12 protein-coding genes are annotated in these 12,857 nt (G+C 56.9%); 9 read left to right on the forward strand and 3 right to left on the reverse strand.

Annotation, left to right across the window (positions count from 1 at the left end; genetic code table 11):
• Positions 1-14 precede the first annotated feature (14 nt).
• From deoC to ACFO5Q_RS05930, 5 genes are all read left to right on the forward strand, one after another.
• Positions 15-971, forward strand: a complete 957-nt coding sequence (gene deoC, locus ACFO5Q_RS05910; protein WP_082720101.1) for a deoxyribose-phosphate aldolase — start codon at positions 15-17, stop codon at positions 969-971.
• A 12-nt stretch (positions 972-983) separates the two neighbouring features.
• Positions 984-3,392 carry an aldehyde dehydrogenase family protein gene (locus ACFO5Q_RS05915; protein ID WP_068152858.1) on the forward strand — a complete coding sequence of 803 codons (2,409 nt, stop codon included), beginning with the start codon at positions 984-986 and terminating at the stop codon, positions 3,390-3,392.
• Positions 3,393-3,627: 235 nt separating this feature from the next.
• Positions 3,628-4,425: a helix-turn-helix transcriptional regulator gene (locus ACFO5Q_RS05920; protein WP_068152860.1), complete on the forward strand. Its 798-nt coding sequence runs from the start codon at positions 3,628-3,630 to the stop codon at positions 4,423-4,425.
• Positions 4,426-4,524: 99 nt separating this feature from the next.
• Positions 4,525-5,409 (forward strand): acyl-homoserine-lactone synthase, encoded by an 885-nt coding sequence (locus ACFO5Q_RS05925; protein ID WP_068152863.1) that lies wholly within the window; start codon positions 4,525-4,527, stop codon positions 5,407-5,409.
• 114 nt (positions 5,410-5,523) lie between these two features.
• On the forward strand, positions 5,524-5,865 hold the full coding sequence (locus ACFO5Q_RS05930) for a helix-turn-helix domain-containing protein (RefSeq protein ID WP_068152866.1): 342 nt from the start codon (positions 5,524-5,526) through the stop codon (positions 5,863-5,865).
• 96 nt (positions 5,866-5,961) lie between these two features.
• Here the strand turns inward: ACFO5Q_RS05930 and ACFO5Q_RS05935 are convergent, their stop codons facing one another.
• Genes ACFO5Q_RS05935 through upp form a run of 3 tightly spaced genes read right to left on the reverse strand, consistent with a single transcriptional unit; the run spans position 5,962 to position 8,002 of the window.
• Positions 5,962-6,780 (reverse strand): purine-nucleoside phosphorylase, encoded by an 819-nt coding sequence (locus ACFO5Q_RS05935; RefSeq protein WP_068152869.1) that lies wholly within the window; start codon positions 6,778-6,780, stop codon positions 5,962-5,964.
• 23 nt (positions 6,781-6,803) lie between these two features.
• Positions 6,804-7,358: a phosphoribosyltransferase gene (locus ACFO5Q_RS05940; protein WP_068152872.1), complete on the reverse strand. Its 555-nt coding sequence runs from the start codon at positions 7,356-7,358 to the stop codon at positions 6,804-6,806.
• 5 nt (positions 7,359-7,363) lie between these two features.
• Entirely contained in the window at positions 7,364-8,002 is a 639-nt protein-coding gene (upp, locus tag ACFO5Q_RS05945; protein WP_068153479.1) for a uracil phosphoribosyltransferase, read from the reverse strand.
• A 187-nt stretch (positions 8,003-8,189) separates the two neighbouring features.
• Between upp and ACFO5Q_RS05950 the strand changes: the two genes are divergently transcribed.
• From ACFO5Q_RS05950 to ACFO5Q_RS05965, 4 genes are read left to right on the forward strand one after another with little or no spacing between them, the layout of a single operon-like run.
• On the forward strand, positions 8,190-9,191 hold the full coding sequence (locus ACFO5Q_RS05950) for a BMP family lipoprotein (protein ID WP_068152873.1): 1,002 nt from the start codon (positions 8,190-8,192) through the stop codon (positions 9,189-9,191).
• Positions 9,192-9,246: 55 nt separating this feature from the next.
• A complete protein-coding gene (locus ACFO5Q_RS05955) occupies positions 9,247-10,779 on the forward strand; it encodes an ABC transporter ATP-binding protein (protein ID WP_068152878.1) in 1,533 nt (510 codons plus the stop codon).
• Positions 10,779-11,885: an ABC transporter permease gene (locus ACFO5Q_RS05960; protein ID WP_068152882.1), complete on the forward strand. Its 1,107-nt coding sequence runs from the start codon at positions 10,779-10,781 to the stop codon at positions 11,883-11,885. The genes ACFO5Q_RS05955 and ACFO5Q_RS05960 overlap by 1 nt, the downstream gene beginning before the upstream one ends.
• Positions 11,885-12,856 carry an ABC transporter permease gene (locus tag ACFO5Q_RS05965; RefSeq protein ID WP_068152886.1) on the forward strand — a complete coding sequence of 324 codons (972 nt, stop codon included), beginning with the start codon at positions 11,885-11,887 and terminating at the stop codon, positions 12,854-12,856. Before ACFO5Q_RS05960 ends, ACFO5Q_RS05965 begins: the two co-directional genes overlap by 1 nt.
• Position 12,857 lies beyond the last annotated feature (1 nt).

Genomic DNA, 12,857 nt, shown 5'->3' on the forward strand with positions numbered 1-12,857 from the left:
ATTCGGAATGAGCAATGACACCTGAGCCACTTGTTAATCAGGGCACGAGCTTCCACGCCGACTGGCTGGACGGTATTCGTGTCAACAAAAGTGCGGTGGAGCGCCGTACCGCCTCTCTGGGCGGACGCCGGGCTGTAAAGAAAGACAGCCAAATCGCTTTCATGCTTAAAGCCGTTAGCTGCATTGACCTGACGACGCTGGCGGGCGACGACACGCCTGGCCGTGTGCGGCGGCTGTGCCAGAAGGCCATGAATCCGGTACGTAGGGACATCCTGGCCCAGTTCGGTATGGAAGACATGGGCCTGACCACCGGCGCTGTGTGCGTGTATCATTCCATGGTGCCGGAGGCGGCTGAAACCCTGAAAGGCCGTGTGCCGATCGCGGCGGTTTCAACCGGTTTCCCCGCGGGCCTCGCGCCTATGGAAACCCGGCTTGAGGAAATCCAAAGGTCTGTCGCGGCTGGCGCCAACGAGATCGATATCGTCGTCACCCGCGCCCACGTGCTGACGGGCAACTGGCAGGCGCTTTATGATGAAGTTAAAGCCTTCAAGGCTGCTTGCGGGCCGGCGCTGATGAAAACCATTCTGGCAACTGGCGAACATGGTAACCTGACGCAAGTTGCCAAGGCATCGATGACCGCCATGATGGCGGGCTCCGATTTCATCAAAACCTCCACCGGCATGGAAGGTGTGAATGCGACCCTTCCCGTGAGCCTGGTGATGATCCGGCAAATCCGCGATTTCTACCGCGAGACGGGCATGAAGGTTGGCTACAAGCCTGCGGGCGGCATCAAGACGGCCAAGGACGCTGTAGCGTACCTGACGCTCCTGAAGGAAGAGTTGGGCCGCGACTGGCTTTCGCCAGAGCTGTTCCGCTTCGGGGCTTCAAGCCTTCTGGGTGATCTTGAGCGCCAGCTCGAGTATCATGCCTTTGGTGGCTATTCGGCGTCTTATCGCCACGCGATGGGCTAAGGGGAGTGTGACATGACTGTAAAAGAAAAGTTTGAAAGCATGGATTATAGCCCAGCCCTTGAAAGCCGTACCAACGCCGACAAGTGGCTGGATGCCAATGGCCGGTCCTTCGGCCTGTTCATTGATGGCGAGTGGGTGAAGCCGAAGGGCGCGAAACAGTTCGCGACCTATGCGCCGTCAACGGGCGAAAAGCTGGCTGACATCACGGAAGCATCAGAGGATGATGTGGACGCAGCCGTTGCCGCCGCGCGTAAGGCGCAAGGCAAGTGGGCGCTGATCGGTGGCCACGGCAGGGCGAAATACCTATACGCGCTGGCGCGGCTGGTGCAGAAACACAGCCGCGTGCTGGCGGTGCTAGAGAGCCTGGATAACGGCAAGCCGATCCGCGAAAGCCGGGACATCGACATCCCGCTCGTGGCACGGCACTTCTATCACCATGCCGGTTGGGCAGAGCTGATGGACGAGGAATTCCCCGACCATGAAGCGCTGGGTGTTGCGGGGCAGGTGATCCCGTGGAACTTCCCGATGCTGATGCTGGCGTGGAAAGTGGCGCCAGCCTTGGCGGCCGGGAACACAGTGGTGCTGAAACCCGCCGAATTTACGTCGCTGACAGCCCTGAAATTCGCGGAACTGTGCGTTGAAGCAGGCCTGCCGAAGGGTGTCGTGAACATCGTGACTGGCGCGGGCGAAACCGGTGCTGCCGTTGTGAACGCGGACGTGGATAAGGTGGCTTTCACTGGCTCTACGGAAGTTGGCAAGATCATCCGCCGCTCCATCGCGGGCTCAGGCAAGAAGCTGACACTCGAGCTCGGCGGCAAGTCGCCCTACATCGTGTTCGAGGACGCCGACATTGACGGCGCGATTGAGGGCCTTGTGGACGCCATCTGGTTCAACCAGGGGCAGGTTTGCTGCGCGGGCTCCCGCCTCCTCGTGCAGGAAGGCATCGCCGACAAGTTCCTTGAGAAGCTGAAAGCGCGCATGGCAACCCTGCGTGTGGGTACCAGCCTTGATAAATGCATCGACATCGGTGCCGTGGTTGATGAGAGCCAAAAAGACACCATCGAACGCCTGCTGGCGGACGGCGAAAGCCAGGGCGCCGTGGTCTGGAAAGCACCGTGCGAGATGCCGGAAGAGGGCGTCTTCTTCCCGCCAACACTGGTGACCGGCGTGGGCACGGACAATACGCTGTACCGCGAGGAAATCTTCGGCCCTGTGCTGACGGCTATCACCTTCCGCACGCAATCTGAAGCCGTGGCGCTGGCGAACAACACGCGCTATGGCCTTGCCGCGACTGTCTGGTCCGAAAGCCTGAGCCGCGCGCTTGAGGTGGCACCGGCCCTTGTGGCGGGTGTTGTGTGGATCAACGGCACCAACATGTTCGATGCAGCCGCCGGTTTCGGCGGCAGGCGTGAAAGCGGGTTCGGGCGCGAAGGCGGCCGCGAGGGCATGCTAGCCTACATGCGGCCCCGGTATGAGGCTGCGCTCAAGGATTGGGCGCCAATTCCGGCACCAGCCGAGGTGGCCATGCCGAAAGCAGGCTCCGGCCTCGACCATATCGACCGCACCGCAAAAATGTATATCGGCGGCAAGCAGGCCCGGCCAGACGGCGGCGACAGTGTGGCGATTGCCGACAAAAAAGGCGCGTTCGCGGGCCTTGTGGGCGAGGGCAACTATAAGGACATCCGGAACGCGGTTGAGGCGGCTGCGAAGGCTGCAGGCTGGGGCAAGTCCACGCCGCACCTTCGGGCACAGATCCTTTACTATGTGGCCGAAAATCTGAGTGCGCGCGCGGAAGAGTTCACCGACCGGCTGAAAAACCTGACGGGCGCGAGCCAGAAGGCGGCGGAAGCCGAGGTGGAGCTTTCGGTCAAGCGGCTCTTTAGTGCAGCTGCCATGGCTGACAAGCATGACGGCAGTGTTCATACACCACCGATCCGCGGTGTGGCGCTGGCGATGAATGAACCTGTGGGTGTGCTGGGCATCGTATGCCCGGATGAGCATCCGCTGCTGGCGTTTGTGACGCTGATGGCCTATGCGGTCGCGGCAGGCAACACGGCTGTGATGATCCCAAGTGAGCGCTATCCGCTTTTGGCGACTGATTTCTATCAGGTGCTGGAAACCTCCGACATGCCGGCGGGTGTGGTCAATATCGTCACTGGCGCGCGCGATGCCATGGCCATGCCAATGGCCAAGCATTATGGCGTTGACGGTATCTGGTATTTTGGCTCCCGCGAGGGCTGCGCCGAAATCGAGCAAGCGGCGGCCGACAACATGAAGCGCGTCTGGCTGAACTATGGCAAGGCCTATGACTTCACGAGCCGAGAGCAGATGAGCGCCCGCGGCCTAATGGAACGCGCCACGGAAGTGAAAAACATCTGGGTCCCATACGGCGACGCCAACGAGGGCGGCAAGTCTTACTGATACATTTGCATTTCCAAATAAAAGCAAGTCCGCTCTTTTTGGTGCGGGCTTGCTTTGATAGTGCCCAGAAAGGCCTTCGACTACAACTTATCTATCATTTAGATTTGTTGGGCTGGCTATGCACCGAATGTAGCGGAAGCTATATTGTTATTTACTAAGTAATTGTAGATAAATGGTTGTAGAGTGCTACTCCAGAGCTATTTATATGCAGTCAGCAGTATGATCGGGGTCAGCTATGTCTTTTTCGCCAGAAGCTTATAGGGCCATTGCGGCTTTTATGGGCCAGGTCGATAAAATAACGTCGATAAATGTTCTCAGCGATAGCTTGAAAAAGCCGCTGAGCTTGCTGGGCGTCAAGCACTTGCTCTGTATTTCAGCTTTCGGAATGCCTGCGCTCCAGGACCGGAAGCTGATGTTCGGGTTTCTCCACAACGACTGGATCACGCATTACGCGAAAAATCACTATTATGTGGACGACGCATTGCCAAACCACGCCTTGAAACTCAAGGATTGGGGTGAACCCTTTTGGTGGTCTGAATTTGTTGCAACGCAGGACCTTACCAAAACCCAGCGCAAGATATTTGAGGAAGCATTTCGGTATGGCCTCAAGGAAGGCGTGGTCATTCCACTGCCGGTTCGCGTGAACGACGAAACAGACGAAGTGCTGGAGTATGCCTACGTAAGCGCAGGTGGAGAGCTACATAGGTCAGATGAACTGGAAAATGTTATTCGGCTATTGTCTGTCGCTGCACACCGTACTGCTCGTCGGATTTACCTCAAGGATGCAAAAGGTGGTTTTGCACGGGATATCGTTCAGGTTGGCCCAAATATGGACTTTTCGACCCTCACAGCAAGGGAGCGAGAAATCCTCGCATGGATCATTGAGGGAAAGCAGCCAAGCGAAGTTGCTGATATCTTGGATATCAAGCGTACGACAGTGGTTACACATCTGCGCAACATTAAGCGTCGGTACGGGTTTGGTAGCACCACTGAAATGATTACGGCACTTCACCGCCATAAAGTGTTTATATAAACCAATGATTGTATCTCTCATTCTTTATGAGGAATGACCAACAGTCTCTTCGGTGGATATTCTTCTTGCATAGACTTAGCGAGCAAGAGGAGCTTCCCCATGATCCACATTATCAACAAGTACAATCGACAGTTTTATAGCGATGTGTTGCACAATATGTTTCAGCTGCGACACAAAATTTTCGTGGAGCAAAAAGGCTGGAATAAATTGGCTCAAGACGATGGCCTCGAAAGAGATCAATTCGATACAGACGATACGACCTATTTCCTGAAACTGGATGAGAACAGCAACATTCTGGGAGGGATGAGGCTTGTTCCGACAACAGTGGACACTCAACTTGGTACAATCTTCAAAGATTGGTGCGATTTCAAACCCGCGCCGGTAGGGAAGCATGCCCACGAATGGTCCCGCTATTTTATTGCGGATAAAAAGTACCGTAGCCCAGCTGGGTACCCGGTTCATTATGAGCTATTCTTCTCAATTCTGGAATATGCAGTTGATCGGGGTATCTCCAGTCTTACAGGCTTTCTGGAAGCAATCACGTTGCCACGATTGAACGCATTGCCTTGGGATGTCGAATACTTGGGTAATTTGGTGACCTATGGCGGCATTAATGGTGAACCTAAAGGAAAAGGAGCAGCCGTTCATGTGGGTGTCAACGAACGGATGCTGCGTATCACCAAGCGCCTGAAGGGTATAAAGAAACCCTATTTGGCATTGCCAATTGGCGACATGGGGCCTGCCCGTCAAGTCGCTTGCACGCCAGAGGTTTGCTTCCGGTATCTCGACTTCCTTGAGAACCATCCAGAGCACGCCAATACAATCGCAGCGATGTCCAGCATGATTATCGACTCACCAAGCGAAAGGCGCGCTGCGATCATTGATGTGTTCGACGGAATTGCGCAGGAGGAGGCTATGGCAGGCTTCCAGGCGCCGTTTTCAAAAGTCGTCGCGCCAACAAGCTATTCGCTAACCATGCAATAAAGCAGGTGAACCATCTTCCCCACAACCTTGAGGTAGGGCAGCGTTAAGGATTAATTGCGATATCGCAACTTTTACGCTATCTCTTTACCAATGATAGTTTGTGGGGAGGAAATCATGCCTCATCCGATTGACGTGACTGTCGGTGCAAGCGTTAGAACCTATCGCCGTCAGCGCGGGATGACTCAGACTGAACTTGGGGAAGCATTGGGACTGACGTTCCAGCAGATCCAGAAATACGAACGGGGCACCAATCGCATTTCCGCGAGCAAACTGGTAATGCTTGCAGAGGCGCTGAGGGTTCCTGTCGGCGCCTTCTTCGAGGGATGTGAAGGTGTCACGGACAATGAACAGCCTGATGAGATCAAAGCGCTGGTGAAGCACTTTGACGATATGCCTGAAGATATCCGTATGGATTTCCTGCGCATGATCCGGTCTATCGCAACCGCGAGCTACTAACGCGGGCACCTTGCCGGATTAAGGTCCAGGTTCATCCAATGAAAAAGGCACCGCAAATTGCGGTGCCTTTTTTGTGAAGAGGTCGAGGCTTGTTTCCTAGGACGCTTTGGCAAGAAACGCCCGCAACAGTTTCTCCAAATGAACCGCGGCAATGGCACCGTATTCCATTGTCTCATGGTGTGTCAGCTCGCCTTGCATGCCGGCCGCCAGATTGGTGATGGAGCTTACGCCAACAACCTTCATACCGCAGTGGCGCGCCACCAGGCATTCCGGCACCGTGGACATGCCAACAGCATCCGCGCCCATAGTGCGGAACGCCCGGATTTCAGCGGGCGTCTCAAAGTTCGGCCCCTTAGCCATGATATAGACACCGCTATGCAGTGTGATTCCGAGCTCTTCGGCTGCTGCATGCATCACTGCTGTCAGCTTGCGGTCCCAGGCTTCGGAAACATCCGGGAAGCGCGGGCCAAACCGGTCGTCATTGACACCCACCAGCGGGTTGATGCCTGAGAAATTGATGTGATCTGTGATCGCCATCAGCGATCCCGGTCCAGCTTCTTCGCGCAGGCTGCCGGCCGCGTTTGTAAGCACAAGCAGTTCAACACCAAGCGCCCACAGAACGCGTGTGGAAAAGGCCAGCTTTTCAGCCGGGTGGCCTTCATAAGCGTGCGCGCGGCCCTGCATGCAGATCACCGGCTTGCCGCCCAGCGTGCCAATCAGCATCCGGCCCGCATGGCCTTCAACCGTTGGCTCTGGAAAGCCGGGCAGGTCTTCGTATGACAGGACGGTCGCGCCCTCAAGCGCATCAGCAAGGCTGTTGAGCCCGCTTCCTAGCACCATGGCGATCTTGGGCATGTCGCCCGCGTGTTTGCTGCGGATAAACGCCGCGCATTCCTGGACTTCCTCAAAGCTCATGACGGCTTCTCCGATGCTCTGGGTTAAACGTCGATCTCAGGAAGGACCAGGCCCTTGTGTTCCTTGATCTCTTCTTTGGTCATGTCCGATAGTTCATGCGGGAAGACCAGCCAGTCATCGGTCTCATGACAGTAAAAATCAGGCGTCAGCTTGGTCACATTGCGCTCAGGCTTATAGAAAACGGTCGCGATCTTGATCACTTCCGGCGTGTTACGGCGGCATTTTTCCCTAAGCGTGGTAATGATGGCGTCGATGGAACGGCCGCTGTCGAACACATCGTCAACGATCAGCAGGCTGTCTTCGGCGTTGATGTTGGCCACGATATATTCAAGGCCATGCACCTTCACTTCTTTCTGCTGCTGCATGCCGATGTAGGAAGAGGTGCGGATCGCGATGTGGTCTGTGTGAACGCCATAATAATCCATGATTTCCTGTACGGCGATGCCGGTCGGGGTGCCGCCCCGCCAAACCCCCACGATGAATTTCGGGCGGAAGTCGCTTTTAAGAATCTTGAGGCCCAGCTCGAACGAATCGTCGAGGAGTTCCTGGGCAGTTACATATCTCTTGGTAACACTCATTAAGTTCAGGCCCCCTTGGTTCCAAATAATCTGTCGCCGGCGTCGCCAAGCCCCGGAACGATATAGGCTTTCTCGTTCAGCTTTTCATCGATCGAGGCCGTCACCAAAGGCACATCCGGATGGGCTTCGGTGAAGGTCTTGATACCTTCGGGTGCAGCCAGCAGGCAGACAAACCGAAGATCGTTCGCACCGACGTCCTTTATCTCCTGGACGGCGCGGACGGCTGAATGCCCCGTTGCCAGCATAGGGTCAAGAACCACGTTCAACCGGCTTGCCGTATCGAGAGGTACTTTAAAGAAATATTTTGTCGGTTGAAGCGTTTCTTCATCGCGCGCAAGGCCAATCTGGCCGACGCGGGCCGAAGGAACCAGATCCAGCATCGGGCCCAGAAGGCCGTCGCCTGCGCGTAAGACCGAAATGAAGGTCAGTTTTTTGCCCGCCAGTACCGGTGCTTCCATGGGGCACACGGGCGTCTCTATATCGATCTTGCCAAGCGGCAGGTCGCGCAGCGCCTCATAGCCAAGGAAAAGGCCGATTTCGCGCAGAAGCTTCCGGAATTCCGCTGTGCTGGCTTCTTTCCGGCGCATCAGGGTAAGCTTGTGCTGTACCAGCGGGTGGTCGACCACGGTTACATTTTGGGCCATCTTTGACTCCATAGATCTTCTGAAACTGACCATTTCATAGGGAACCTGAAAGCAAATGTCGAACGAATCTTGACCATATCGTCAAAAATGGTTGACCACGTCCCTTCGCTCTGGTTCCCTTGCGCCGTTCAGCATAAACAAGGCATAAAAGAATTGAACATTTATGTTGCCGGGGAGCAAAACGGGCATGACTGGATTTCTGAGGAAAATTGGCGCAACGATCGCGCTTGGTGTTGCAATTGCTTCATCCGCAGTGGCGGCTGATTTCACGCCTGTGCTTCTTTATGACATCGGCGGCAAGTTCGATAAGTCCTTCAATGAGGCAGCCTATGTGGGCGCCGAACGCTTCAAGGACGAGACTGGCCATGGCTACAAGGATTTCGAGCCCAACAGCGAAACCCAGTATGAGCAAGCGCTTAGGCGTTTCGCCCGCCGCAAGGCAGACCTGATCATCGCCGTGGGCGTGGGTTATTCGGTGGCAGTGAAAAACGTGGCCTCGAAATATCCCGATGTGAAATTCACCGTGATTGACGCCATCATTGACCTGCCAAACGTGCAAAGCATCACCTTCAAGGAAAACGAAGGATCGTTCCTGGTGGGCATGGTTGCTGCCATGAAAACCGAATCAAACACCATCGGTTTCCTGGGCGGCATGGACATCCCGCTGATTCGACGCTTCGAGCGTGGGTACAGGCAGGGTGCCGAATATGTGAAGGGTGACCTGACCTTCATTGAGAATTACGTGGGCACGACCCCAAGCGCATGGAATGACCCGATCAAGGCATCTGAAATGGCGCGGTCGCAATATGCCCGCGGCGCGGATATTATTTTCTCTGCCGCGGGTCCAAGCGGCCTTGGTTCAATCCAGGCAGCAAAGGACACGGGCAACCTGGCCATCGGTGTGGACAGCAACCAGAACCATGTTGCTCCCGGCTTTGTGCTTACCAGCATGCTCAAGCGCGTAGACCTTGCGGTATATGGCGCCATGTCGGCGGCTGAAGCTGGCGAGTGGGCGCCAGGCCATACGGTGATGGGGCTTGCCGAAGGCGGCGTGGATTTCGCGCTGGATGAGCATAACGCCGACCTGTTCACCGACGAAATGAAGGCAAAGCTTGAGGAAGCCCGCGCCAAAATCATCAGCGGCGAAATTGTCGTGGCTGACGTCGAAGGCAGCAATAGCGGCCACTAGGCCGGTTCTCTTGAGGGACGCCCGCTGGGGCTGAATAGCACTGGGGCTGGAAACTATGACCAACGCATTCGCGATTGAGGCCAGGGCGCTGTCGAAAAGTTTCGGCGACGTGAAGGCCAATGACCAGATTGCGCTCAAGGTGCCTTCCGGCACTGTGCATGGCATCGTTGGCGAAAACGGTGCCGGCAAATCGACACTTCTGAAAATGCTGTTCGGCCTCTATCGTGCGGACAGCGGCGATATTTTTGTTTCAGGGCAAATCCAGCATTTCACCGACCCTTCAGACGCCATGGCCGCGGGCATCGGCATGGTGCACCAGCACTTCATGCTGGTGGAGCCCTTCACGGTTCTTGAAAATATTATCCTGGGGGCCGAAGGCAGCGCGAACCTCGATGCGGCGAAGGACGCGGCGCGCGCCAAGCTGTTGATGCTGGAGGAGCAGTTTGGCTTCAACTTGCCGCTTGATACCCCGGTGGAGAAGCTTTCGGTTGGTGTACGCCAGCGCGCGGAAATCCTGAAGGCGCTCTACCGCGGCGCGGAAATCCTGATTTTGGATGAGCCGACAGCCGTGCTGACACCGCAGGAATGCGAACAGCTTTTCGCGCTGGTGCGGCAACTCAAGGAGCAGGGCAAGACCATCCTGTTCGTTACCCACAAGCTGCATGAAATCATGACCGTCACCGACGATGTCACCGTGATCCGCGCGGGCAAGACAGTGGCGGAATGCAAAACGGCTGACACCAACCCCGAGGAACTTGCGGAACTGATGGTCGGCGCAAAAGTGGTGCGCAAGACTGCCCGAAAGCAGCATGAGACAGAGGTCGCACGCCTAAGGCTTACCGGCGTGTCTGCGGTGGGGGACCACGGGCTTGAGCTGAAAGATATCAATCTCGAAGTCTTTGACGGCGAAGTATTGGGCATCGCGGGCGTGGCCGGAAATGGCCAGACGGAACTGCTGGAGATCATCACAGGTCTCAGGCCAGTCCAAAGCGGTGTGATCCATATGGGCGGTGAGATCATCGCGGATGACCGCCTTGTCACCAACCCGATCGCGCTCAGGCGCATGGGCATGGCGCATGTGGCTGAAGACCGGCTTAAGACCGGTGTGGTGGAAAGCATGTCCGCACGCGACAACGCCATTCTTGGCTATCAGCGCGAAACGGAATTTTCATCACACGGCATCCTGAAGCTGAAGGCAATTGCAGCGAAAGCGGCTGCCTATTTCGAAAGCCAGGACGTGCGGCCCCGCAACCCGGACCTGCCCATTGCGTCATTCTCGGGTGGGAACCAACAGAAACTGGTGATCGTGCGCGAGCTGGCGCACGACCCAGCGCTGATGGTGATCGGCCAACCCACGCGCGGCGTGGACATTGGCGCCGTTACCAAAATTCATGACCAGGTCACAGAGCTCAGGAACGCCGGGAAGGCGATCCTCGTTGTGTCTGCAGACCTTGATGAGCTCTTGTCGATTTCTGACCGTATCGCCGTGATGTGTGAAGGTGAAATCGTGGGCACCTTGAAGGTGGAAGACGCCACGGAAACCAAGCTCGGCCTGATGATGGCCGGCGACAAGCGGGAGGCAAGCTGATGGCTGCGCATAGGAAGCTTCCCTATTGGGCTGATGCCATCCTGTTGCCGGGCTTGAATCTTCTGGCGGCACTGTTTGTGTCTGGTTTGGTGATTTGGGCACTGGGCGAAAGCCCACTGGAGGTGCTCAGCCTCCTTATCGATGGCGCCTTCGGGTTTGAAGAAGGCGTGGGCTACACCTTCTATTATGCCACCAACTTTGTGTTCACCGGCCTCGCGGTATCGGTCGCCTATCACGCCGGGCTCTTTAATATTGGCGGGGAAGGGCAAGCGATGCTGGGTGGCCTTGGGCTGACGCTGGCGGTGTTCCTGGTGGGGGACTTGTCGCCCGTGCTGGCGGTTTTCCTTGCCATTCTTGGTGCGGCGGCCTTTGGCGGGGCCTGGGCGTTTATCCCGGCCTACCTGCAGGCCAAGCGCGGCAGCCATGTTGTGATCACCACCATCATGTTCAACTTCATCGCGTCGGCGCTGCTCGCCTACCTGCTGGTCGGGCCGCTGCAGCGTCCGGGCGGGCAGATGCCGGAAAGCTCTGATTTTCCAGAAGGCGTGTCGCTGATGCACCTGCAGGACCTGTTCGCCATGATGGGCTTCACTTATGAAAGCGGGCCACTGAACCTTTCCGCCTTGATCGCGGTCCTATGTGCGGTTGGTGTGTGGTTTATGCTGTGGCGCACCCGCTTCGGGTATGAGCTTCGCGTTGTCGGCCAGAACCAGAATGCCGCGCGCTTTGCAGGTATTTCCGTGACCCGCATGACCGTGATAGCGATGATGATCTCTGGCGCGCTCGCAGGTATGATGGGGCTGAATGAACTGCTGGGCGAACAGCTCCGCCTTCTGGGTAACTTCACGCTGGGCTACGGCTTCGTCGGTATTGCTGTGGCCTTCATGGGCCGCAACCATCCTGTGGGTATCATCATCGCCTCAATCGTGTTTGGCGCTTTGTATCAAGGTGGTGCCGAAATCGGGTTCGAAATTTCGACCATCACAAAAGACGCAGTGGTGCTTATCCAGGGTTTGGTGATCCTGTTTGCGGGCGCAATGGAGCATCTGTTCCGTGACCCTGTGGAACGCGCCTTCCGAATGGTATGGGAAAGGAGGGCCGCGTGATGGAATTCTTCGCTGACCTGATCCTTCTTTCTGACAGCACAATCAGAACCGCGACACCGCTGGTGCTGGCGGCCCTTGCGGGGCTGGTTGCTGAACGCTCGGGTATCGTGGATATCGGCCTTGAGGGCAAGATGCTGGCGGCTGCCTTTGCGGCAGCGGCCGCTGCGGCTGTTACAGGCTCGCCGTGGATGGGCATGCTGGCTGGCGTTGGGGCTTCGGTTTTCCTGGCGCTTCTTCATGGCTGGGTATCCATCGCGCAGCGTGGCAACCAGATCGTCTCCGGTATGGCCATCAATATTGCCGTGGCGGGGCTCGCGCCCACGCTTGCGAACTTCTGGTTTCAGAAGGGTGGCCAGACGCCGCTTCTGGGCGATGACGCGCGCTTCAGCACCATCACGCTGCCGTTTGCGGACATGCTCGCGGACGTCCCGGTGATCGGGGGACTGTATTCGGAGCTGATCTCAGGCCATAATCTCATTACCTATCTTGCGGCTGCGCTGATCCCGGCTGTGGCCTGGATGCTCTATAAGACGCGCTTTGGCCTTCGCCTGCGGGCTGTGGGCGAAAACCCCGAAGCGGTGGATACCGCCGGTATTTCTGTCACACTTCTTCGCTATCAGGCCATGGTGATTGCAGGCGTGCTGTGCGGGCTTTCGGGCAGCGTGCTGTCTACCGGCCTGGGCGGGGGCTTCATTCGCGACATGTCGGCGGGCAAGGGCTATCTGGCGCTGGCGGCGATGATCTTTGGCCGCTGGAAGCCGGTGCCAACGCTGCTGGCGTGCCTGCTGTTTGGCTTTGTTGATGCGCTGCAGGGCCGCCTTCAGGGTGTCGACCTGCCGCTTTTGGGCGAAATCCCAGTGCAGTTCACCATGATGCTGCCATACGTTCTGACTGTTATAATCCTGGCGGGCTTCGCAGGCCGCATGGACGCCCCGAAGGCGAGCGGCGTCCCATATGAGAAGGATCACTAGA

Origin of the sequence: Kordiimonas lipolytica, from assembly GCF_042651265.1 — a bacterium.
In the GTDB taxonomy this organism is placed as follows: domain Bacteria; phylum Pseudomonadota; class Alphaproteobacteria; order Sphingomonadales; family Kordiimonadaceae; genus Kordiimonas; species Kordiimonas lipolytica.

What these genes read in the sequence shown, in the direction of transcription:
- deoC (WP_082720101.1), top strand. Translation starts at nt 15, where the DNA reads ATGACACCTGAGCCACTTGTTAATCAGGGCACGAGCTTCCACGCCGAC.
- ACFO5Q_RS05915 (WP_068152858.1), top strand. Translation starts at nt 984, where the DNA reads ATGACTGTAAAAGAAAAGTTTGAAAGCATGGATTATAGCCCAGCCCTT.
- ACFO5Q_RS05920 (WP_068152860.1), top strand. Translation starts at nt 3,628, where the DNA reads ATGTCTTTTTCGCCAGAAGCTTATAGGGCCATTGCGGCTTTTATGGGC.
- ACFO5Q_RS05925 (WP_068152863.1), top strand. Translation starts at nt 4,525, where the DNA reads ATGATCCACATTATCAACAAGTACAATCGACAGTTTTATAGCGATGTG.
- ACFO5Q_RS05930 (WP_068152866.1), top strand. Translation starts at nt 5,524, where the DNA reads ATGCCTCATCCGATTGACGTGACTGTCGGTGCAAGCGTTAGAACCTAT.
- ACFO5Q_RS05935 (WP_068152869.1), bottom strand. Translation starts at nt 6,780, where the DNA reads ATGAGCTTTGAGGAAGTCCAGGAATGCGCGGCGTTTATCCGCAGCAAA.
- ACFO5Q_RS05940 (WP_068152872.1), bottom strand. Translation starts at nt 7,358, where the DNA reads ATGAGTGTTACCAAGAGATATGTAACTGCCCAGGAACTCCTCGACGAT.
- upp (WP_068153479.1), bottom strand. Translation starts at nt 8,002, where the DNA reads ATGGCCCAAAATGTAACCGTGGTCGACCACCCGCTGGTACAGCACAAG.
- ACFO5Q_RS05950 (WP_068152873.1), top strand. Translation starts at nt 8,190, where the DNA reads ATGACTGGATTTCTGAGGAAAATTGGCGCAACGATCGCGCTTGGTGTT.
- ACFO5Q_RS05955 (WP_068152878.1), top strand. Translation starts at nt 9,247, where the DNA reads ATGACCAACGCATTCGCGATTGAGGCCAGGGCGCTGTCGAAAAGTTTC.
- ACFO5Q_RS05960 (WP_068152882.1), top strand. Translation starts at nt 10,779, where the DNA reads ATGGCTGCGCATAGGAAGCTTCCCTATTGGGCTGATGCCATCCTGTTG.
- ACFO5Q_RS05965 (WP_068152886.1), top strand. Translation starts at nt 11,885, where the DNA reads ATGGAATTCTTCGCTGACCTGATCCTTCTTTCTGACAGCACAATCAGA.